Origin of the sequence: Actinomadura sp. 3N407, assembly GCF_052245875.1 — a bacterium.
Classification (GTDB): domain Bacteria; phylum Actinomycetota; class Actinomycetes; order Streptosporangiales; family Streptosporangiaceae; genus Spirillospora.
Genome location: NZ_JBQQBP010000011.1, coordinates 152,846 through 171,615 on the forward strand (window position 1 = coordinate 152,846; position 18,770 = coordinate 171,615).

The following is an 18,770-nucleotide window of genomic DNA, read 5'->3' on the forward strand; positions in this document are numbered from 1 at the left end:
AGACACCCCGAGCGCCCGTGGCCGTCGGCCGCGGGCGCTTCGACGTTCCCCTCACCCAGACCCCACCAGCCGGCCGACGAACGGCCGCGCCGCACGACGATCGCGATCAAGCTCTCGGACGATGGTTGTCCAGGGGGACGTCCACGACGACCTCCGTGCCGCCGCCGGACCGGGGGCGGAAGTCGAGGCGGCCGCCCAGCTCGCCGACGATCAGGGTGCGGACGATCTGGAGGCCGAGGCTGTCGCTGCTCTCCACGTCGAACTCCGCGGGGAGCCCGACGCCGTCGTCCGCGATGATCGTGACGAGGCGGCGCCCGGCGGGCTCCTCGCCCTCCTCCTCGCGGGGCCCGTCGTCGCCCGCTTCCGGCCATTCTCCCCAGACCGTCACGCCGCCCGGCTCGCGCGGCACCTCCCCCTCGCCGTAGCGGTGCGCGACGACCTCCAGCGTCCCGAACCGGCTGGCGAGGCCGTGTTCCAGGGCGTTCTGCAGCAGTTCGGTGAGCGCCATCGCCAGCGGCGTCGCCACCTCGGCGGGCAGGACGCCGAAGCTCCCGGTCCGCTTGGGCGTGACCTTCGTCTCCGGGGTCGACACCTCCGCCGCCATCGTGATCACCCGGTCGGCGATGTCGTCGAAGTCGATCAGCTCGTCGGGGGTGTGCGACAGCGTCTCGTGCACGATCGCTATGGATCCGACGCGCCGGACCGCCTCGTCCAGCGCGGCCCGTCCCTCCGGGATCTGCAGGCGCCGCGCCTGGAGCCGCAGCAGCGCCGCGACCGTCTGCAGGTTGTTCTTCACCCGGTGGTGGATCTCCCGGATGGTGGCGTCCTTGGTCAGCAGCTCCCGGTCGCGCCAGCGCAGCTCGGTCACGTCCCGGCACAGCACGACAGCGCCGATCCGGGTCCCGCCGACGATCAGCGGGATCGTCCGCAGCTGCATGATCGACCCGCGTGACTCGACCTCCACCTCGCGGGGCGCGCGGCCGGACAGGACGACGCTCAGCGCCTCCTCCATCGGCTCCCCCGTGTCGCACAGGTCGGCGGTGACCTGCCCGAGCGCATCGCCGACCAGGTCCGCCGGGTAGCCGAGCCGCCGGTAGGCCGACTGGGCGTTGGGGCTGGCGTAGGTGACCCGTCCCGAGCGGTCCAGCCGCATCAGCCCGTCGCCGACGCGAGGCGAGCGGACCATGTTGGGCTCCTCCCCCTGCACCGGGAACCGCCCCTCGGCGATCATCGTGGCGAGGTCGCTGGCGCTCTGCAGGTACGTCAGCTCCAGCCGGCTCGGGGTCCGGGCCGAGCTGAGGTTCGTGCTGCGCTGGATCACCCCGAGGACCTTGGCCCCGCGCCGCACCGGGATCGACTCCTCCCGGACGGGGATGCCGCTGCCCCACTCCGGGTCGCCTTCCCGGACGATCCGCCGCTCCCGCCACGCCACGTCGATCAGCCCGCGCCGTCCCGTCCGGACGACCTTGCCGACGAGGTCCTCCGGGTAGGCGGTCGGCCCGGTCGTCGGCCGCATCTGCGCGATCGCCACCCACCCCGGGACCGCCGCGCCGGTGTCGAGCACGCCCCGCTGCCCGCGGCCCCCGCGCGACGCCGCGTCGGCGGGCAGCGCGTCCGCCGACCGCAGCGGCACCCAGAGCAGCAGGTCCGCGAACGACAGGTCGGCGAGGAGCTGCCAGTCCGACACCAGCGCGTGCAGCCATTCCAGGTCGGCCTCGGTGAGGTCACTGTGGTCGCGGACCAGATCGGTCAAGGTAGGCACGCCACCATCATCGCCGATCGGTTTTGGTGCCGGGCCCGGTGCCCCGGCCCGCGGGCGGCCTGACAGGATTCCCGCATGACCGCAGGACGAGACCCTCTGGCCCGGTTCCGGGACGCGGCCGCGCGGCGCACCGAGGCCGGGCTGCGGCGGACGCTGCGCCCCCGCGCCGCCGGGCCCGGTGGGCCCGCGGACCTGGCGTCCAACGACTACCTCGGGCTCGCCGGCGACCCGCGCCTGGTCGAGGGGGCGGTCGCCGCGGCCCGCGCGTGGGGCACCGGCTCCACCGGCTCACGTCTGGTCACCGGAACCACCGAGCTGCACGCCGAACTGGACCGGCGGCTCGCCGCGTTCACCGGCAGCCCCGCGGGGCTCGTCTTCTCCTCCGGCTTCCTCGCCAACCTCGGCGCCGTCACCGCCCTCGCCGGGCCCGGCACGCTCGTCGTGTCCGACCAGGTCAACCACGCCTCCATCGTGGACGCGTGCCGGCTGTCGCGATCCCGCGTGGTGATCGTCCCGCACCGGGACGTCGCCGCCGTCGAGCAGACCCTCGCCGGCCGCGACGAGGACGACGCCGTCGTCGTCACCGACGCGGTGTTCTCCGTGGACGGCGACCTCGCGCCGCTGGGGGCGCTGCACGCGGCCGTCCGTGCCCACGGCGCCCTCCTCGTGATCGACGAGGCGCACGCGCTCGGCGTCGTCGGCGACCGCGGCCGGGGCGCCGCGCACGCCGCCGGCCTCGCGGGCGAGCCCGACGTCATCCTCACGCTCACGCTGTCCAAATCGCTCGCCTCCCAGGGCGGCGCGGTCCTCGGCGCCCCCGAGGTGATCGACGCCCTGGTCGACACCGGCCGGTCGTTCATCTTCGACACCGGCCTGAACCCGCCCGCCGCCGGCGCCGCGCTCGCCGCCCTCGACGTCCTCGAATCCGACCCGGAACTGCCCGCCCGCGCCCGCGACCGCGCCCGCCGGATCGCCGCGCTCGCGGCCGGTTCCGGCCTGGAGACCGGCGAACCCGCCGCGGCCGTCGTCCCGGTGTTCCTCGGCGAGCCGCACGCCGCCGTCCGGGCCGCCGGGATCTGCGCGGAGCACGGGCTTCGCGTCGGCTGCTTCCGCCCGCCCTCGGTACCGAAGGGCCGCGCCTGCCTCCGCCTCACCGCACGTGCCACGCTGGACGAGGCCGACTTCACACTCCTCGGGGCGGCCCTGGCGGAGGTGGCAACATCTACCGCCCGTAGTCTTCACGCATAACATCGGGGAAAACCGATGATGAACGTGAGGAGATGCCGTGACGGAGGTCAGGGGCGGGCCCCGGCACGGGGGCGGATTCGAGCACGGATTCGATCGGGCCTCGCTCGGCGACATCGGTAAACGCCACCCGAATCAGGCACCCCGCATCCCCAAGTACTACAAGCTCAAAGAGCTCCTCGTCGAACTGATCCAGTCGCTCCCGCCGGGCAGCCCCCTCCCGCCCGAACGGACCCTCGCCGAGAAGTACGAGACGTCCCGCACCACCGTCCGCCAGGCCCTCGCCGAACTCGTCGTCGAAGGGCGCCTGCAGCGCATCCAGGGCAAGGGCACCTTCGTCGCCAAGCCGAAGGTGTCGCAGGAACTCCAGCTCGTCAGCTACACCGAGGACATGCGGCACCACGGGCTGCGCCCCGAGACCCGCATCCTGGAGGCCGGCTATGTCAGCGCGGACGAGCGCCTCGCCACCCTCCTGTGCATCCGTCCCGGCGGCCGGGTCCTGCGCGTCCACCGCCTCCGCCTCGCCGACGGCGAACCCATGTCGATCGACACCTCCCACCTCCCGGCCCGCCGCTTCCCCGGCCTGCGCCGCGAACTCCCCCGCCACCGCTCCCTGTACGAGACGCTCGCCACGGCCTACGACGTCCACCTCACCGAGGCCGAGGAGACCATCGAGACCGTCCTCGCCACCCCCCACGACGCCCAGCTCCTCGGCGTGGACGTCGGCCTCCCCATGCTCCTGCTCTCCCGCCACGCCTTCGACACCACCGGCCAGCCCGTCGAATGGGCCCAGTCCTTGTACCGAGGCGACCGCTACAAGTTCATCACCCGCCTCCGCCGCTGACCTACTCCTTCCCGCAACCCCTCGGATTTTCGACCACAAGTTCGAAGGATCTGGCTACGCTGGGTGCATCCCTTCTCTACGCTGACTCGGGAGCAGGCCGTGAGGGAGGAGTCACAAAACGTGAGCACTACGCGAGAGGTGCGGGTGTCCGACTTGCCCGACACGCCCTACAACCTGTGGGTACGCGGTGAGCTTGAGGACTACGTCGACGCCCCCGAAGGATCCAGGATCGAGATCATCGAGGGAGAAATCGTCGTGTCCCCCGCCCCCACAATCGCGCACGGCACACCCTTGCGCTACATCACACGGGCGCTAGACAGAGCTGCCGACGCAGACCCTGAGTACCCGTGGGCTGCGCAGCAGGTCGCCGAGATAAATCTGGTGGGGCTGGTACACGGGTATATCCCTGATCTCTTGATCGCGACCGAGGAAATCCTCCTGGCCGCCTCCGACGCAGATGTGCCCCGGCTGATGTCGGACGAGATCGAGATGGCAGTGGAAGTCACCTCCCCGAAGGGAGCCGAGTTCGACCGGCCGCCGCAGCCGACTCCACGGCGCAAGAAGAACAAATGGAGTGGCTACGCAAGGTCCGAGGTGCCGTACTACCTCCTCGTCGACCGTTCCCCCAAGATGGCCAAAACGACGCTGTATTCCATTCCCGACCAGGGCACAGGCGCCTACCTGCATCAGGAGTCCTGGGACTTCGGAGAGACGATCCACCTTCCCGAGCCGTTCAATATCGAAGTCGATACCACGCACTGGAAGCCCTGGAAGGACTAAGCATGGCTACTACGTCGTGCAGCACTTCTACTGCATCGAACTCCCGGACAAGCCGTTCAATCTTTGGCAGAGCGGTGCGCTCCCGGACCTGGTCAACGCCGAGGAAGGCGCCAAGGTCGAGGTCTTCGGAGGGGACTTGATCTCCATCCAGGGAGCGCCGTGTCCCTTCCTACCCAAAACTCCGCGCCCCTGGCTCCGGTCGCTCCGAGAGGCTCACGAGGAGATGGAGGCCATGCGGCAGGAATGGGGCGAGTCGTGAGAGGAGGAGCGCAGCGACGCCCCCGCGGATACAGCCGGCGGCTGACGTCCCTACAGAGTCTGGCTTAGGGCCTTGATGGGCATTTGCAGGTCGGTGAGGAGCTGTAGGTCCTTCTCTGCGGGGCGGCCGAGGGTGGTCAGGTAGTTGCCGACGATGATGGCGTTGATGCCGCCGAGCATGCCGTCGCGGGTGCCGAGGTCGCCGAGGGTGAGTTCGCGTCCGCCGGCGTAGCGGAGGATGGTGCGGGGCAGGGCGAGGCGGAACGCGGCGATGGTGCGGAGCGCGTCGGCGCCCTCGACCAGCGGGAGGTCGGCGAACGGGGTACCGGGACGCGGCGCGAGGAAGTTCAGCGGGACCTCGTCGGGCTCCAGTTCGGCGAGCTGGGCGGCGAACTCGGCGCGCTGCTCGATCGTCTCCCCCATGCCGACGATGCCGCCGCAGCACACCTCCATGCCGGCGTCCTTGACCATGCGGAGGGTGTCCCGGCGTTCCTCCCACGAGTGCGTGGTGACCACGTTGGGGAAGTGGGAGCGGGCCGTCTCCAGGTTGTGGTTGTAGCGGTGGACGCCCATCGCGGACAGCTCGTCCACCTGCTCCTGGGTCAGCATCCCGAGCGAGCAGGCGATGTTGATCTCGACGGCGTCGTTGATGGCCTCGATGCCGTCGCGGACCTGCGACATGAGGCGCTCGTCGGGGCCGCGGACGGCCGCGACGATGCAGAACTCGGTGGCGCCGGTCTTCGCGGTCTCCTTCGCGGCCTCGACGAGCTCGGGGACGTTCAGCCACACGGAGCGGACGGGCGACTCGAACTTGCCGGACTGTGAGCAGAAGTGGCAGTCCTCGGGGCAGCCGCCGGTCTTCAGCGACACGATGCCCTCGACCTCGACCTCGGGTCCGCACCAGCGCATCCGGACGTCGTGGGCGAGCGCGAGGAGGTCCTCCAGCCGGTCGTCCGGGAGGGTCAGGCATTCGAGGACCTGGTCGGAGGACAGGCCCCGGCCCTCCTCCAGCACCTGGCGGCGGGCTACGTCGAGGATGTCGCTCACGCCACCTGGCCCAGCGGCCCGGAGGGCGGCCTCGCCCTGCGGCTCGGCCGTACGTGAGCTTCGCCGCCGTGCCTTCTGGTTCGCTTCGCTCACGTACTACTCCTTGTCGAGGCCGAAGCTGTCGCGGAACGCGGCGGCGTCGAAACCGCCGCCGAACGAGGGGGCCAGGCCGCGGTGCGCGGCCAGGAGGAACTCCGCCGGGTCAAGTGCGCCCGCGCCGGCGGGCAGGACGCCCGACAGCGGCCGGGCCGCGATGGTCTCCAGGTCGCGGATGTTGCTGCGCATCGCGAGGTCCGGGTCGTCGGGCCATTCGCCGATGACGACGCCCGCGAGCTGCACGCCGCGGTGCGCCATCGCCTCCAGGGTGAGGGCGGTGTGGTTGAGGGTGCCGAGGTCGGGGCGGGCCACGACGACGACGGCGGCGCCGAGCCAGCGGGCGAGGTCGGCGATCGTGGTGCCCTCGTCGTCGTAGCGGACGAGGAGGCCGCCCGCCCCCTCGATCAGCACGAGCCGCCGGCTTCCGGACAGGTCCCGGACGCGTTCGGCCACGTCGGGCAGCCGGACGGGCGGGACGCCGGCGCGGCGGGCCGCGGCGGCGGGCGACAGCGGGTCGGGGAAACGCGCGAACTCGTGGACGTCGTCAAGGCCGGCGAGCCGCCGGACGTCGTCGAGGTCGCCGGGCTGCCCGTCGCGGGCACCGGTCTGGCCGGGCTTGACGACGGCGACGGACGCGCCGCGCGTGGCGGCGACCGCGGCCAGCGCCGCGGTGACGACGGTCTTGCCCACGCCCGTACACGTCCCGGTGACCACGAGCACACTCACAACGCGTGACACTAGCGCGGGGCCGTCGCGCGGACGGTCGCCGATTCCCACAGTCTTCGGCGGGCGTTTTTGTAAGAGGTTCGAAGGGCGGAACCCGGGGGGCGGGCCGGCCGTCCAAGTGTCATGGCCGGTCCGTATGCACGTACCCGCCGGGCGCCGGTGCTCGCCTGCACGGTCTTGACGGCCTGCATGGCACTGACCGCGTGCGGCGACGACTCCGGGACTGCCGGGCCGCCGTCCCCGCACCCCACACCGACCGCGTCCTCGTCCGCTGCGAAGGACCCCACCGGGGAGCACCTCGTGCTGCGCCGGCGCGAGACGGGAGGCATCGCGGGCATCGGCGGCCCGGGAAGCGTCCCCGAGTTCTCCCTCTACTCCTCGGGACGCGCGATCGTCGCGTCCGAGGGGGCGCGGGGCGGCCTGACGGAGTACCGCCTGAAGCCGGAGGCGCTTCAGCGGCTCCTGGACGGGGCCCGCGCGGCCGGTTTCGGCCGTTCGCACACGGTCGGCTCCGACCGGATCGCGGACGCGGTCATCACCGTGGTCACCATGGGCGACGCGAAGACCCGGATCATCCAGCCCGAATCCCAGGCCGGCGCGGAGGCGAAGTTCCTGAAGCGCCTCGATCCGGCGGGCTGGCCCGCGTCCGACCAGGCGGCGCCGCCCGAGCCGTACACGCCGGAGAGGACGGCGGTGCTGGCGGGACAGACCCCCGGGACGGGCGCCACCGTCAAGGAGTGGCCGCTCGGCCCGCTCGGCGACGGTGTGCGGGCGGCGGGCGCCATCTGCACGCTGGCCCCGTCCGGGAAGGTGCCCGAGACCCGGGGCGGCGTCGTCTGGCGCAGCGAGGGCGGAACGTACTCGGTCAGGCTGCGGCCCCTCCTCCCCGGCGAGTCGTCCTGCCGGGACCTGAACTAGCGGCTGGTGAGGTCGGCGGCCACCTCGCGGGCCGTGGCGGCCAGGTCGGCGGCCAGCTGGTCGAGGCGGGCGTCGAGGTCGTCGGCGAAGCTGTGGCGTTCCAGGTTCGGGGCGGGGACGGCTTCGGGCATCCACGCGGAGTGGATCAGGAACGGCATCGTCGTCCCGTTGGGCGGGGCCAGGACGGCGATGGGGCCGCGTCCGACGTCGGCGGCGTCGAAGAGTTCGATGCGGAACCGGTCGTCGTTGTGGACGGCCACGACCAGGTATCCGTGGTGGCCGCCGGGGTCGGTGCCGGCGTAGCGGGTGCCGCCCGGCCGCGTGGGACGAATGCCGGCGACGTGGGGTAGTCGTCTAGCGCGAACGTCCATTCGGACAGGGCCTTGAGGTCTTCGCGGTCGTGGGTGACGAGGACGGCCGGGGTCTCCTCGGCGGGGAAGAGCGACGGGTCTATGCGGCCTGCCACCACCGTTCCGGGTCGCAGGCGCGTGCGTGTTCCCGCACCTGGCCGGTCTCGGGGTCGAACCGCAGGACGGTCGTGAGCGGGGGGTCATGCCGTGGCAGTACATGCCGCGCAGGGCCGGGTCGATCGGGCGGCCGAACAGGTCGATGTCGTCTTCGCGCAGGTACATCCCGATGTCCACGCCTTCGCTGTGCTCCATCACGACCTGGACGCCGTCGGTGTCGTCGTAGCGGGCGTAGAAGTGGTTGACCTCGGGGGCAATGCGGAATTCCTTGCAGGTGACAGTGCCGCGTCCCGGGGCGAGGTCGTCCTTGCGAATGAGCAGTACGGGCCCGTCGGGGTTGTTGGCGACGGTCCGCTCGCCGCCGAAGACCTCCTCCGGGTCGATCCTGTAGGCGGTGTCGGCGAGGACGAGCCAGTCGCGGGTCTGGGTGATGGTGTGCGTGGCCTGCGGGAGCGCCGCGTTCTCGACGTCCCAGCGGTGGACGCGTGTCCCCGTCCCGTCATATCGGATCACGGAGACCGCGCCGGTCAGGACGTCGCGGCTGACGCTCCACAGGCAGCCGCGCTCGGGGTCGACGACCGGGTGGGCGGTGGTGGAGATCAGCGGCAGGACGGCCTGGTCCACGGCGGGTTCCAGTCGTCGCGGTGCCCGACCTCGGCGACGAACTCCAGCGTGACGGGGTCGACCTCGACGGGGCGGCCGGCGTCCCAGGTCGCGAAGAGCCGGTCGCCCCACGGCAGCGGCGCGGTGTTGGCGGCGTTGACGAATCCCCACGGCGAGCCGGTGCCGACCGGCCCGGCGGTGAACAGGTCGGGGCGTTTGGCGCGCAGCCGGACCGACGGGGTGTCGAGGACGCGGGCGCGCCAGGCGAAGCGGCCGGCGGGCGCGCCGCCGGTGCCGGGCGTGAGCGACAGCCTGGCCATGATCCCGTCGCCGAAGAAGGCGTGCAGGGGACGGGTCCGCTGGTCGGACGTGCTGACGACGAAGTGGCCGCGGACGTCGTCCGGCCATGCGCCGGCGACGACGTCCAGGTCCATGTCGGCGATGTCCTGCCTGCCGAGGATCGAGCGCGGGACCGGCATCGGCACCTTCCGGGGGTCGGCTTCCCGCCAATCAATCGCGGGACGGCCATGGTCGTCAACCCTCTAACTACTACTGCACAAGTAAGCGATCGCTTGTTACGGTGCGTGCATGAGCGCTCGGCACGGCGGCGACACGGCGATCGCGGAGATCCGCAGGCACGGCGTCGAAACGATGTTCACGTTGTCGGGCGGGCACGTGTTCCCGTTGTACGACGGCGCGGTCGGCGAGGACGGCGCCAAGACGGGGACGGACGCGGTACCCCGCATCCTGGACGTCCGGCATGAGCAGACCGCCGTGTTCGCGGCGGAGGCCACGGCGCGCCTCACCCGCCGCACCGGGCTCGCCGTCCTGACGGCGGGCCCCGGCGTCACCAACGGGGTCAGCGGCATCACGACCGCCCACTTCAACGGGTCACCGGTCGTCGTCCTCGGCGGCCGCGCCCCCGCGGGCCGGTGGGGCGCGGGCGCGCTCCAGGAACTCGACCAGCCGCCGCTCCTCGCGCCCGTCACCAAGCTGGCGATGACGGCGGGCGGGCCGGACACCCTCGCCTCCGACGTCGCCCGCGCCTTCGCGACGGCCGCCGCGCCGCACCGCGGACCGGTGTTCCTCGACGTCCACATGGACCACCTGTTCGGCCCCGCCGGCCCGAACGGCGCCGGCAAGATCCCCGAGCCGCCGGAGCGCCCCGCCGACCCGGAGGCGCTGAGCCGCGTCGCCGGCCTGCTGAAGGCCGCGCGGCGTCCCGTCCTCGTGCTCGGCTCGGACGTGTGGATGGACGGCGCCGACGAGGCCGCCCGCGCGTTCGCCGAGGAGCTGCGGCTGCCCGTGGTCGCCAACGGGCAGGGACGCGGCATCCTGCCCGCCGGGCACGAGCTGCTCGTCACCCGCGCGAGGGGCGCCGCGTTCGGGGACGCCGACCTCGTCATCGTCGCGGGCACGCCGCTGGACTTCCGCCTCGGCTACGGCTCGTTCGGCGACGGGACGGCCAAGGTCGTCCACCTGGCGGACGCGCCGTCCCATCTGGCGTCCCACACCCGAACCGCCGGGGCCGCCGCCGGGGACCTGTCCCCGATGTTCACCGACCTCGCCGCCGCCTGCGCGAAGGCGGGCGTGGCCCCCACCGTCTACGCGCAGTGGCGGGACGGACTGCGCGACGCCACCTGCGCGGCCGTCGCCGACGACATCGACCTGCTCGCGTCCGGCGCCGACCCGATCCACCCGCTGCGGATCTACGGGGAGCTGTCCAAGGTCCTCGACGACGACGCCGTGGTGATCGGGGACGGCGGCGACTTCGTGTCCTACGCGGGCAAGTACGTCGAGCCGCGGCGGCCCGGCGGCTGGCTCGACCCCGGCCCGTACGGCTGCCTCGGCACCGGGCTCGGCTACGCGATCGCGGCGCGCCTCGCCCGCCCGTCCGCGCAGGTGGTGCTGCTGCTCGGCGACGGAGCCGCCGGCCTGTCGCTGATGGACGCCGATAGCCTGGTACGGCACGGCCTGCCGGTCGTCATGATCGTGGGCAACAACGGCTCCTGGGGGCTGGAGAAACACCCGATGCGCATGCTGTACGGCTACGACGTGGCCGCCGACCTGCAGCCGCACTGCCGCTACGACGAGGTGGTGAAGGCGCTCGGCGGCGCCGGTGAGCTCGTCACCGACCCGAACAAGATCGGGCCCGCGCTGCGCCGCGCGTTCGATTCGGGCGTCCCGTACCTGGTCAACGTCGCGACCGACCCGGACGTCTCCTACCCGCGCAAGACCACCGGTGTCTGATCCGGTGATCGTCCGCCCGGCCCGCCCGGACGAGTACGACCTGATCGGGGACCTGACCGTGGAGGTCTATGTGGACGGCGGCCTGGTGTCGCCCGCGTCCTCGTACGTGGGCATGCTCCGGGACGCCGCCGCCCGCGCCGCCGAATCCGAGCTGCTCGTCGCCGAGATCGGCGGTGAGGTCGCCGGGGCCGTCGCGTACTGCCCGCCCGGCAGCCCCTACGCCGAGGTCGCCGGGCCGGACGAGGCCGAGTTCAGAATGCTCGCCGTCCGGGAGAAGGCCCGCGGCAGGGGCGTCGGCCGTGCCATGGTCCGGGCCTGCGCCGACCGTGCCCGCGCGGCAGGGCTCACCGGCCTGCGCCTGTCGACCGGGCCGGACATGACCGCCGCGCACCGCCTGTACGAGCGCATGGGTTTCGTCCGCACTCCCGACCGCGACTGGGCGCCCGTCCCCGGCGTGGACCTGATCACCTACGCCCTGGCGTTCTAGGACGCGGTACCCGCCTCCGGCGCGCCGTGCTCGGAGCACCGGGCCGTCCAGCCCAGCGGCGTGACCTGGACGATCATGCGGCGGCGGCAGCGCGGGCAGTAGCGCGGCGGCTCCATCAGGCGGGCGGCACGGCACGCGGTGTGGTCGCCCTCGGCGGCGGGTTCACCGCACCGGTCGCAGTAGCGCGGCATCGGCCTCCCCGACCCGGCCCCCTCGGCGGCCGCCGCGTCCCCGACGCTCGCCACCATCTCCGCGCGGACATCGGCCACGGCGGTTCCCTTTCTTCGAGCGGTTCAGCCGGACCGGGGGGCGCGCATGCGTCCCACCACCCCGGTGTCGTAGGTCCCGTCGGCGAACTCGGGACGGCCGAGCAGTTCCCGCAGGAAGGGCAGGTTCGTCGCGAGCCCCTCGATGCGGAACGCGCCGAGGGCGGCGCGCGCCCGGCCCAGCGCGTGGCCGCGGTCGTCGCCGTGGACGCACAGCTTGGCGAGCAGCGGGTCGTAATGGGAGGTGACGGCGGTGCCCTCGGCGTACCCGGCGTCGATGCGGATGCCGTCCCCGACGGGCTCCTCCCACACCTTGATCTCGCCCGAGGCGGGGAGGAACCGCTGCGGATCCTCGGCGAGGACGCGCAACTCGAGGGCTTGGCCTCGGGACGTCACGTCCGTGAACGAGACGGGCTCGCCGGCGGCGACGCGGAACTGCTGCTCGACGAGGTCGATGCCGGTGACCAGTTCGGTGACGGGATGCTCGGCCTGCAGGCGGGTGTCCATCTCCAGGAAGAAGAAGTCCTGCGCGGCGGGGTCGACGAGGCATTCGACGGTGCCGGCGCCGCGGTAACCGACCGCCTCGCCCGCGCGGACGGCGGCGGCGAGCATCCGCTCGCGCAGCGCCGGGGTGACGGCGGGCGACGGGGTCTCCTCGGCGACCTTCTGATGGCGGCGCTGGACGGAGCAGTCCCGCTCGCCGAGCGCGACGACGGTGCCGTCGGCGAGGCCGAGGATCTGCACCTCGACGTGCCGGGCGCCCGGCACGTAACGTTCGATCAGTACATCGCTCCGCCCGAACAGGCGCTCGGCGCCGGCGCGGGCCGCCGCGTACGCCTCGCGCAGCGTCTCCTCGTCGTGGGCGGCGCCCATGCCGATGCCGCCGCCCCCCGCGGCGGGCTTGACCATGACGGGGTAGCCGATGCGCTCGGCCTCCTCGGCCGCCGTCCGGACGTCCGGGACGGGCTCCCACACGCCGGTCGCGACGGGGACGCCCGCCTCCTTCATCAGGTTCCGGGAGTTGATCTTGTCGCCCATCCGGGCGATGACGAGCGGCGGCGGCCCGACCCAGACGCGGCCGTGGCCGGCGACCGCGCGGGCGAACGCGGCGCTCTCGGCGAGGAACCCGTCACCGGGATGGACGGCCTGCGCGTTCGTCCGGCGCGCGGCCTCCAGGACCGCGGGAACGTTGAGGTAGCTGCGCGCCGGGTCGCCGGGGCCGAGGAGGACGGCCTCGTCCGCCTCGGAGACGAACGGCAGGTCGGCGTCGGCCTGCGAGTACACCGCGATGGCCTTGAGCCCCATCGCGCGTGCCGTGTGGATGACCCGGCTGGCGATCTCGCCGCGGTTCGCCACGAGCACGGACTCGAACACCTGCGGACTCCCTCCACGCGGACCGGCGGGGCCGGTGCCCCGATGCGCCGAGACTAGCGGGGGCGGTGTCCCCGCGTCCGGCCCGTGCCCGACGAATCCCGGCTCAGGGATCTGCGCGCCCGGGCCGCCGGCGGCTCCCCCGCGTCGCGCCCCGGACGTCCGCCCGTCGTGCCGGCGACCGCGTCCGGTCTCCGCCGTGATATCGGCGAAATCACCGGTCTGTTTTCCGGCGGTTCGGCGAATTCACTGCTCAGTGGTCCGCGGCGGCATTGTTGTGCCAGGGCACAATTGACTTCGCGTCGCACACGGTTCACCGTGTGGACGTCGCGGCCGACCGTTTCCGCATTGTCGCGGAATAATCTGTGAACCCTTTCATATCGGTCTGCCGCCGCATGCAGAAAATGCGCCGCGGTTCCCCGCTCGGCGCGGCTCCCCAAGGAGGAGACCTTGTCCCTCAGAAGATTCCTCGTCGTCATCGGCGCGGCAACGACGCTGGTCGGCGCGGCGCTGCTCCCCGCCACCGCCCAGGCTGCACCGGACGAGACGACCGCACCGGCAACGGCGCGGTCGCAGACCGTCACCCTGCGGTACGGGCCCTACACCATTCCCGCGGCCGCCGGCGGTGAGCACGGCATGCTGCCGAACCAGATCGACTTCAACATCGGGAAGCCGTGCGAGAACTGCTATGTCACGGGCTTCAAGCCGAATCTCGTCTACGCGGACGGGAGCAACGCCAACATCAACACCGGGCCGATGCTGCACCATGCGGTGATCTTCAATTCGTCCGCGCGGGACACCGTGTGCGGCGGGCCCGAGCGCGTGCTCGCATCCGGCAACGAGCGGGTGGAGAGCGTCTTCCCGGCCGGCTACGGGTTCCGGATCGGGTCCCGCGACCGCTGGACGCTGCTCGCCGACCTGATGAACCACGCGCACGAGGAGAAGACCGCCTACGTCGAGCTGACCTTCACCTACCAGTCCATGTTCGGCTCGCGCGTCACGCCGGTCACGCCGCTCTGGCTGGACGTCGGCGGCTGCGCGGGCTCGACCTGGGACACGCCCCCCGGGCAGGAGAGCGAGAACTCCCGGACGTGGCGCTCGACGATCTCGGGTGACCTCGTCCACATCCGCGGGCACGTGCACCACGGCGGCATCGCGGTGCAGACCGAGAACGCCTCCAGCGGGCAGCTGATGTGCCGCAGCGTGGCCGAGGAGGGCGGCACACCGGAGTTCATCGACCACCACGGCAACACCGAGATCTCCGACATGCCGTCCTGCAGCGGTACGCCGATCGGCCGGATCGACCGGGGCGACACCCTGAAGATCACCGCGTCGTACAGGGCGTCCGAGGAGGGATTCAAGGGCGTCATGGGCATCATGACCGGCTGGGTGACCGAGAGATGATCTCGGTGGACCGGCTGGGCGAACCGGTGCTCGCGCTGTTCCGCGCCGTCGTCGGGCTGCTGTTCCTGTGTCACGGGGCGGCGTCGCTGTTCGGCGTGCTGGGCGGCAACCGGGGCAGCGGCCAGGCGCTGGAGTTCGCCGCCTGGCCGGGCTGGTGGGCCGCGCTCATCCAGCTCGTCTGCGGCGCGCTGGTCCTGGCCGGCCTGTTCACCCGTCCGGCGGCCGTCCTCGCGTCAGGTTCGATGGCGTACGCGTACTTCGTCGTCCACCAGCCGGACGCGCTGCTGCCGATAAGCAACGGCGGCGAGAGCGCGGCGATGTTCTGCTGGGCGTTCCTGCTGATCGCGGTACTCGGCCCGGGGGCCTGGGCGCTGGACTCGTTCCTCGCCCGCCGCCGCACCGAGCCGGTGAGGGCCGCCTCGCGCACCTGATCCGGATCAATGCGGAGGGGCCCGGCGGTTCGCCGGGCCCCTTTGCGCACGTCCAGCGCGGTGGTGATGACGCGCCGGCCGGGATCAGCCCGCCGAGACGATCCTCTCGGCGACCGAGGACGGAACCTCGGCGTAGCGGTCGAACTGCATCGTGAAGACGCCCCGGCCGGAGGTCATGCCGCGCAGGGCCCCGACGTAGCCGAACATCTCCGACAGCGGGACCAGGGCGCGGACGACCCGGGCGCCGGTGCGCTCACCGGTGCCCTCGACCCGGCCTCGGCGGGCGTTGAGGTCGCCGATCACCGAGCCCAGGTACTCCTCGGGGAGGGTGACCTCGACGGCCATCACCGGTTCGAGCAGCACCGGGGACGCGCGCCGGACGGCCTCCTTGAACGCCATCGAACCGGCGATCTTGAAGGCGAGCTCGGACGAGTCGATGGAGTGGAAGTCACCGTCGAGCAGGGTGACCCGCACGCCCGTCATCTCGTGCCCCGCGAGGACGCCGGTCTGCATCGCCTCCTGGCAGCCCGCGTCCACGGACGGGATGAACTCCTTCGGGATCCGCCCGCCGGTGACCCTGTTGACGAACTCGTACCCGTCCTCGATGGGTTCGAGGGAGATCTGCACCTTCGCGTACTGGCCCTTGCCTCCCGTCTGCTTGCGGTGCGTGAGATCGACCTTGTCCACCCGGCGCCGGACGGTCTCGCGGTAGGCGACGCGAGGCCGGCCCACGTTGGCGCCGACGCCGAACTCCTCCTTCATGCGGTCGACGAGGATCTCCAGGTGGAGTTCGCCCATGCCGCCGATGACGGTCTGCCCGTTCTCTTCGTGGACCCGGAAGGACGGGTCCTCCTCCGAGAGCCGCTGGATGGCGGCGCCGAGCTTCTCCCTGTCGCCCTTGGACCTCGGCTCGATCGCGACCTCGATGACCGGGTCCGGGAAGTCCATGGACTCCAGGAAGACCGGGTGCGCGTCGTCGCACAGCGTCTCGCCGGTCGTGGTCTGCTTCAGGCCCATGACCGCGACGATGTCGCCGGCGCCCGCCGACTCGATCTCCTCCCGCCTGTCGGCGTGCACGCGGTAGATCTTGCCGATGCGCTCCTTGCGGGACTTGACGCTGTTCAGCACCGAGGCGCCCGACACCAGCCGCCCCGAGTAGATCCGGACGAAGGTGAGCCGGCCCAGAAACCGGTCGCTCATGATCTTGAACGCGAGCGCGGCCGGCGGGGCCTCGTCCGAGGCGGTCCCGACGCCCGGCTGCTCGACGTCCAGCGGCGACGGCAGGTACCGCACGACCGCGTCCAGGAGGGGCTGGACGCCCTTGTCCTTGAACGCGCTGCCGCAGAACACCGGGGTGACCGTGACGCCGGACGCGACCGTGAGCCGCCGGATCGCCGCGTGCAACTGCTCCTGCGACGGCTCGGCGCCGTCCAGGTACAGGCCCATGACCTCCTCGTCGTGCTCGGCGACCGTCTCGATGAGCGCGCCGCGCCACCGCCGGGCGTCCTCGGCGAGACCCGCCGGGACGTCCACGACCGTGTGGTCGCCGTCCGGCCAGACGTGCGCCCGCCCGGAGACCAGGTCGACGACGCCCTCGAACTCGGCCCCCGACCCGATCGGCAGCTGCATGACCAGGGGGACGGCCCCGAGCCGCGCACGGATCATGTCGACGCACCGGTGGAAGTCGGCCCCGGCCCGGTCGAGCTTGTTGACGAAGCAGATGCGCGGCACGCCGTACCGGTCGGCCTGCCGCCACACCGTCTCCGACTGCGGCTCGACGCCCGCGACGCCGTCGAACACCGTCACGGCGCCGTCGAGCACGCGCAGGCACCGTTCGACCTCGATGGTGAAGTCGACGTGGCCGGGCGTGTCGATCAGGTTGATGGTGTGCTCCACGCCGTCGAGCGTCCAGTGGCATGTCGTGGCGGCGGACGTGATCGTGATGCCCCGATCCCGTTCCTGTTTCATGAAGTCCAGCGCGGCGGCGCCGTCGTGGACCTCGCCGATCCGGTGCGAGACGCCGGTGAAGAACAGGATGCGCTCGGCGGTCGTCGTCTTGCCGGCGTCGATGTGCGCCATGATCCCGATGTTGCGAACCTTGGCAAGGGCAAGGAATGTGGCTGTCATCGGGAATCCTCCTTCGCTCTTGATGACGACCGCCGCGGACAAGATCGTCCTTTACGGCAAGCGCGACGGTACGGCGCGGGCCACAAGAAGGCGAAGGGTTTTCCGGTCCTCAGGGGGTACGGCCCCGGTCGATCTGGACGAGGGTCTCGATGACGCTGCGCAGGTGGGCGCGGGCGGCGCGTTCGGCGGCCTCGGGGTCGCGGGCGCGGATCGCCTCGATGATCTCCAGATGCTGCGGGAGGGAGACCTGCGGCCGGCCCGGGTGCATGGCGAGCCTGAACTGGTGGCGGACGTTCTGGGCGCGCAGCCGTTCGAGGACGCCCGCGGCCGTCCGCTGCCCGCTGATCTCGCGGATGCGGCTGTGGAGCCGCTCGTTGAGCCGGGAGTAGCCGAGGACGTCGCCGGAGGAGACGGCGGCGCGCATCTCCTCGCCGATCGCCCGGAGGTCCGCGCCGTCCTCGGCGGTGGCGCGCCCGGCGGCCTTGGCGGCGCACAGTCCCTCGATCACCATGCGGACCTCGGAGATCTCGACGGCCTCGTCGAGGGACACCGCGCGGACGCGGGCGCCGCGGTTCTGCATGCGCTCGATCAGCCCCTCGTTGGCCAGTTCGAGCAGCGCCGCGCGGACGCTGGCGCGGCTGGCGGCGAACTGCTCGGACAGGTCGGCCTCGATCAGCCGCTGGTTCGGGACGAACTCGCCGCTGAGGATCGCCTCGCGGATCCCCGCCACCACGTCGCTCACGGCCGCTCCGAAAGTGAGTAATTTTCATCCTTGGTTGACTCCGGCCGTACTGGTCCCCGAGAACAGGCCGGATGAGAACGACAAATTGTCGCCAATTTTGTCGCTGATCTAAGGTAGCTCAGGCAGGGAACCCGTCGTGGAGGAGGAACGGTATGCCGACCATCGCGGTTCTGGGGCTCGGTGAGGCGGGCGGCGCGATCGGGAACGATCTCGTCGCGGCCGGGGCCGCGGTGCGCGGGTACGACCCGGCCGTCCCCGCACCGGACGGGATGGTCGGGACCCGGAGCGAGGCCGAGGCCGTCGCGGGGGCCGATCTCGTGCTGAGCGTCAACAGCGCGCATGACGCCGTCGCGGCGCTCAAGGCGGGCCTCGACGCGGTCGGCGACGGTGTCGTCTGGGCCGATCTGAACACCGCGTCCCCCGGGTTGAAGCGGGAACTGGACGCCGCGGCGAAGGCCGCCGGGGTCCGCCTCGCCGATGTGGCGATCATGGCGCCGGTGCCGGGACGCGGGCTGCGCACCCCGATGCTGGCCTGCGGCGACGGGGCCGGGGACGTCCGCCGGGTCCTCGCGCCGCTCGGCGCGTCCGTCGAGGTGGTGGACGCCGAGGCCGGGACGGCGGCGGGCCGCAAGCTGCTGCGCAGCGTCTTCTTCAAGGGCCTGGCCGCGTCGGTCGTCGAGGCGCTGGAGGCGGCGCGGGCCGCGGGCTGCGAGGACTGGCTCCGCGAGAACATCGTCAAGGAGCTGACGGCGGCCGGCGAGGGCACCGTCGAACGGCTCGTCAGCGGGACGTACAAGCACGCCGTCCGCCGCGCCGCCGAGATGGAGGCCGCGGCGACCATGCTGGACGACCTGGACGTCCCGCCCGCGATGGCCGCCGCCAGCCGCGACCTCCTGACCCGCCTCTCCCGTTGACCTGCGGCATGTCGCACTTATGAAGCCCTGAT

The 18,770-nt window shown here is 72.2% G+C and carries 19 protein-coding genes; 10 read left to right on the top strand and 9 right to left on the bottom strand.

Annotated features, from left to right (window positions below; translation table 11 throughout):
• Positions 1 to 106: 106 nt before the first annotated feature.
• Positions 107 to 1,762: a histidine kinase N-terminal domain-containing protein gene (locus ACTWPP_RS26855; RefSeq protein WP_443107143.1), complete on the bottom strand. Its 1,656-nt coding sequence runs from the start codon at positions 1,760 to 1,762 to the stop codon at positions 107 to 109.
• Between the two features lie 75 nt (positions 1,763 to 1,837).
• Here ACTWPP_RS26855 and ACTWPP_RS26860 point away from each other — a divergent pair, with 75 nt between their 5' ends.
• The 4 genes from ACTWPP_RS26860 (at position 1,838) to ACTWPP_RS26875 (ending at position 4,890) form a co-directional block, all read left to right on the top strand.
• Entirely contained in the window at positions 1,838 to 3,010 is a 1,173-nt protein-coding gene (locus tag ACTWPP_RS26860; protein ID WP_443107144.1) for an 8-amino-7-oxononanoate synthase, read from the top strand.
• A 112-nt stretch (positions 3,011 to 3,122) separates the two neighbouring features.
• Entirely contained in the window at positions 3,123 to 3,851 is a 729-nt protein-coding gene (locus ACTWPP_RS26865; protein ID WP_067905497.1) for a GntR family transcriptional regulator, read from the top strand.
• 99 nt (positions 3,852 to 3,950) lie between these two features.
• Positions 3,951 to 4,631, top strand: a complete 681-nt coding sequence (locus tag ACTWPP_RS26870) for a Uma2 family endonuclease (RefSeq protein ID WP_443107145.1) — start codon at positions 3,951 to 3,953, stop codon at positions 4,629 to 4,631.
• Between the two features lie 16 nt (positions 4,632 to 4,647).
• Positions 4,648 to 4,890, top strand: coding sequence for a hypothetical protein (locus tag ACTWPP_RS26875; RefSeq protein ID WP_443107147.1), 243 nt, complete (start codon positions 4,648 to 4,650; stop codon positions 4,888 to 4,890).
• A gap of 50 nt (positions 4,891 to 4,940) precedes the next feature.
• Here ACTWPP_RS26875 and bioB read toward each other — a convergent pair whose 3' ends face one another.
• Complete coding sequence (gene bioB, locus ACTWPP_RS26880) at positions 4,941 to 6,029, bottom strand: biotin synthase BioB (protein WP_443107148.1); 1,089 nt, start codon at positions 6,027 to 6,029, stop codon at positions 4,941 to 4,943.
• Between the two features lie 3 nt (positions 6,030 to 6,032).
• Complete coding sequence (gene bioD / locus ACTWPP_RS26885; protein ID WP_443107149.1) at positions 6,033 to 6,758, bottom strand: dethiobiotin synthase; 726 nt, start codon at positions 6,756 to 6,758, stop codon at positions 6,033 to 6,035.
• Between the two features lie 189 nt (positions 6,759 to 6,947).
• On the opposite strand from bioD, the gene ACTWPP_RS26890 reads away from it, so the two are divergent.
• Positions 6,948 to 7,676: a hypothetical protein gene (locus tag ACTWPP_RS26890; RefSeq protein ID WP_443107150.1), complete on the top strand. Its 729-nt coding sequence runs from the start codon at positions 6,948 to 6,950 to the stop codon at positions 7,674 to 7,676.
• Here ACTWPP_RS26890 and ACTWPP_RS26895 read toward each other — a convergent pair.
• Together ACTWPP_RS26895 and ACTWPP_RS26900 are read right to left on the bottom strand one after the other, a co-directional pair.
• On the bottom strand, positions 7,673 to 8,767 hold the full coding sequence (locus ACTWPP_RS26895) for a carotenoid oxygenase family protein (protein WP_443107151.1): 1,095 nt from the start codon (positions 8,765 to 8,767) through the stop codon (positions 7,673 to 7,675). The genes ACTWPP_RS26890 and ACTWPP_RS26895 overlap by 4 nt on opposite strands.
• Positions 8,743 to 9,225, bottom strand: coding sequence for a carotenoid oxygenase family protein (locus ACTWPP_RS26900; RefSeq protein WP_443107152.1), 483 nt, complete (start codon positions 9,223 to 9,225; stop codon positions 8,743 to 8,745). The genes ACTWPP_RS26895 and ACTWPP_RS26900 overlap by 25 nt, the downstream gene beginning before the upstream one ends.
• A 109-nt stretch (positions 9,226 to 9,334) precedes the next feature.
• On the opposite strand from ACTWPP_RS26900, the gene ACTWPP_RS26905 reads away from it, so the two are divergent.
• A complete protein-coding gene (locus ACTWPP_RS26905; RefSeq protein WP_443107153.1) occupies positions 9,335 to 10,996 on the top strand; it encodes an acetolactate synthase in 1,662 nt (553 codons plus the stop codon).
• Complete coding sequence (locus ACTWPP_RS26910) at positions 10,989 to 11,483, top strand: GNAT family N-acetyltransferase (protein WP_443107154.1); 495 nt, start codon at positions 10,989 to 10,991, stop codon at positions 11,481 to 11,483. The genes ACTWPP_RS26905 and ACTWPP_RS26910 overlap by 8 nt, the downstream gene beginning before the upstream one ends.
• On the opposite strand, the gene bsaP is transcribed toward ACTWPP_RS26910, so the two are convergent.
• Both bsaP and ACTWPP_RS26920 read right to left on the bottom strand, forming a co-directional pair.
• On the bottom strand, positions 11,480 to 11,752 hold the full coding sequence (gene bsaP / locus ACTWPP_RS26915; RefSeq protein ID WP_443107155.1) for a biotin synthase auxiliary protein BsaP: 273 nt from the start codon (positions 11,750 to 11,752) through the stop codon (positions 11,480 to 11,482). The two genes, ACTWPP_RS26910 and bsaP, sit on opposite strands and share 4 nt — an antisense overlap.
• Before the next feature lie 24 nt (positions 11,753 to 11,776).
• Positions 11,777 to 13,123: an acetyl-CoA carboxylase biotin carboxylase subunit gene (locus tag ACTWPP_RS26920; RefSeq protein ID WP_443107156.1), complete on the bottom strand. Its 1,347-nt coding sequence runs from the start codon at positions 13,121 to 13,123 to the stop codon at positions 11,777 to 11,779.
• A 447-nt stretch (positions 13,124 to 13,570) separates the two neighbouring features.
• On the opposite strand from ACTWPP_RS26920, the gene ACTWPP_RS26925 reads away from it, so the two are divergent.
• Together ACTWPP_RS26925 and ACTWPP_RS26930 are read left to right on the top strand one after the other, a co-directional pair.
• A complete protein-coding gene (locus ACTWPP_RS26925) occupies positions 13,571 to 14,524 on the top strand; it encodes a hypothetical protein (protein WP_443107157.1) in 954 nt (317 codons plus the stop codon).
• A complete protein-coding gene (locus tag ACTWPP_RS26930; RefSeq protein ID WP_443107158.1) occupies positions 14,521 to 14,955 on the top strand; it encodes a DoxX family protein in 435 nt (144 codons plus the stop codon). The genes ACTWPP_RS26925 and ACTWPP_RS26930 overlap by 4 nt, the downstream gene beginning before the upstream one ends.
• Before the next feature lie 84 nt (positions 14,956 to 15,039).
• Here the strand turns inward: ACTWPP_RS26930 and fusA are convergent, their stop codons facing one another.
• Positions 15,040 to 17,082 (bottom strand): elongation factor G, encoded by a 2,043-nt coding sequence (gene fusA / locus ACTWPP_RS26935; RefSeq protein WP_443107159.1) that lies wholly within the window; start codon positions 17,080 to 17,082, stop codon positions 15,040 to 15,042.
• Between the two features lie 109 nt (positions 17,083 to 17,191).
• On the bottom strand, positions 17,192 to 17,824 hold the full coding sequence (locus ACTWPP_RS26940) for a GntR family transcriptional regulator (RefSeq protein WP_443107160.1): 633 nt from the start codon (positions 17,822 to 17,824) through the stop codon (positions 17,192 to 17,194).
• Between the two features lie 152 nt (positions 17,825 to 17,976).
• Here ACTWPP_RS26940 and ACTWPP_RS26945 point away from each other — a divergent pair, with 152 nt between their 5' ends.
• Entirely contained in the window at positions 17,977 to 18,738 is a 762-nt protein-coding gene (locus ACTWPP_RS26945) for a DUF1932 domain-containing protein (protein WP_443107161.1), read from the top strand.
• The last annotated feature ends 32 nt before the right edge of the window (positions 18,739 to 18,770 follow it).

Bases quoted from the DNA above. Each gene is read 5' to 3' on its own strand.
- fusA (WP_443107159.1), bottom strand. From the start codon at position 17,082: ATGACAGCCACATTCCTTGCCCTTGCCAAGGTTCGCAACATCGGGATC.
- ACTWPP_RS26930 (WP_443107158.1), top strand. From the start codon at position 14,521: ATGATCTCGGTGGACCGGCTGGGCGAACCGGTGCTCGCGCTGTTCCGC.
- ACTWPP_RS26890 (WP_443107150.1), top strand. From the start codon at position 6,948: ATGGCACTGACCGCGTGCGGCGACGACTCCGGGACTGCCGGGCCGCCG.
- ACTWPP_RS26945 (WP_443107161.1), top strand. From the start codon at position 17,977: ATGCCGACCATCGCGGTTCTGGGGCTCGGTGAGGCGGGCGGCGCGATC.
- ACTWPP_RS26860 (WP_443107144.1), top strand. From the start codon at position 1,838: ATGACCGCAGGACGAGACCCTCTGGCCCGGTTCCGGGACGCGGCCGCG.
- ACTWPP_RS26900 (WP_443107152.1), bottom strand. From the start codon at position 9,225: ATGCCGGTCCCGCGCTCGATCCTCGGCAGGCAGGACATCGCCGACATG.
- ACTWPP_RS26905 (WP_443107153.1), top strand. From the start codon at position 9,335: ATGAGCGCTCGGCACGGCGGCGACACGGCGATCGCGGAGATCCGCAGG.